General features: G+C 71.6%; 2 protein-coding genes. Both read right to left on the bottom strand.

Features of this window, described 5'->3' with window-relative positions:
* Positions 1 to 197 precede the first annotated feature (197 nt).
* Positions 198 to 881 (bottom strand): aldolase, encoded by a 684-nt coding sequence (locus ACFWY6_RS45455; protein WP_384703808.1) that lies wholly within the window; start codon positions 879 to 881, stop codon positions 198 to 200.
* On the bottom strand, positions 878 to 1271 hold a 394-nt coding region (locus ACFWY6_RS45450; RefSeq protein WP_384703805.1), incomplete at its 5' end, for a nucleotide-binding domain containing protein. The genes ACFWY6_RS45450 and ACFWY6_RS45455, both read right to left, overlap by 4 nt.

The raw sequence follows: 1271 nt of genomic DNA, 5'->3' as shown, positions 1-1271 counted from the left end.
TCGAGGTAGGAGAAGTCGTCACAGAGTATCAAGAAGGGGACGATACGGAGAACGACCTTGCGGAATACGGCGTTCTCGCGGGCGAGGCCGGGGGCCTCGGCCGTCGCGGTGGACGTGGACATGCGGAATCCTTACTGCGGCTCAGGGGATTCTCCGACGGGCGGTGCTCGATCACCAAGAGAGCGATACGAGAGCGGTCACCAAGCGGCGCTGAACGCGGCCTTGAGTTCGTCGAGAGCGGGGACGGGGAGCGGCTCGGGGCGACGGTCGGTCAGGAGCCAGAGACGTGCCGTTTCCTCGAGTTCTTCGAGCACGGCGAGAGCGGACGCGGCGTCCGGGCCCCAGACCACGGGGCCCAGACGGTCGAGCAGTACGGCCCTGATCGGTGTGCGCCGCGCGGCGCGATCAGCGATGTGGCCGGCCACCAGGTCGGCGACGCGGGGATCGCCGGGCCGGTGGTAGGGGATGAGCGGGACGTGCCCGACCTTCATGACGTAGTACGGCGTGAGGGGCGGAAGCACGTCGTCCTTGCTCCACACGCCGGCCAGGGTGAGCGCGACGAGATGCGTGGAGTGGGTGTGGATGACGAACCGTGCCGTGGGGTCGGCGGCACAGATGCGCCGGTGCAGGGTGAGCGTCTTGCTGGCGCGGTCGCCCACGCTCTGCTCGCCCGTGGCGTCGACCAGGGCGAGGCGCTCCGGATCGAGGAAGCCGAGGGCGGCGTCGGTGGGCGTGATCAGGTGGGCGTCGCCGACCCGCGCGCTGATGTTGCCGGCGCTCGCGTGGACGTACCCCCGGGCGAACAGGCTGGTGCCCACCCGGACGATCTCGGCGCGCGCCTCGTCCACGGCGTTGGTGGCAGTGCTCGGGAGCTGGCTCATGGGGTCTCCCGGTCGAGGTGGGCGAAGGACGCGGTGAAGAAGTCGGGGCCACCGAAGTTGCCGGACTTGAGCGTGATGTGGAGCGTCCCCCCGTCCGGCAGGTCCGCCGCGCACCACGGCACACCGGGGTCGATCTGCGGTCCGATGCGCAGGCCCGCGAGCCCCAGCGCCTGGACGACGGCGCCCGAGGTCTCGCCGCCGGCGACGACGAGCCGGCGGACACCGAGGCCGACGAGGCCCTGGGCGACGCGGGCCAGGGTCTGCTCGACGAGCTCACCGGCCTCGGCGACGCCGAGCCGCCCCTGGACGTTCTTGACCGTGTCGGGAGCCTCGGTCGAGTACACGAGGACCGGCCCGTGGGCGTGGTGCGCGGCGGCGAAGGCCAGGGCC

This window comes from Streptomyces sp. NPDC059037 (assembly GCF_042740015.1).
GTDB lineage: Bacteria > Actinomycetota > Actinomycetes > Streptomycetales > Streptomycetaceae > Streptomyces.
The sequence above is the reverse complement of the archived record's forward strand: the minus strand, read 5'-3'. Positions and strand labels throughout refer to the sequence as shown.

Bases quoted from the DNA above. Each gene is read 5' to 3' on its own strand.
- ACFWY6_RS45455 (WP_384703808.1), bottom strand. From the start codon at position 881: ATGAGCCAGCTCCCGAGCACTGCCACCAACGCCGTGGACGAGGCGCGC.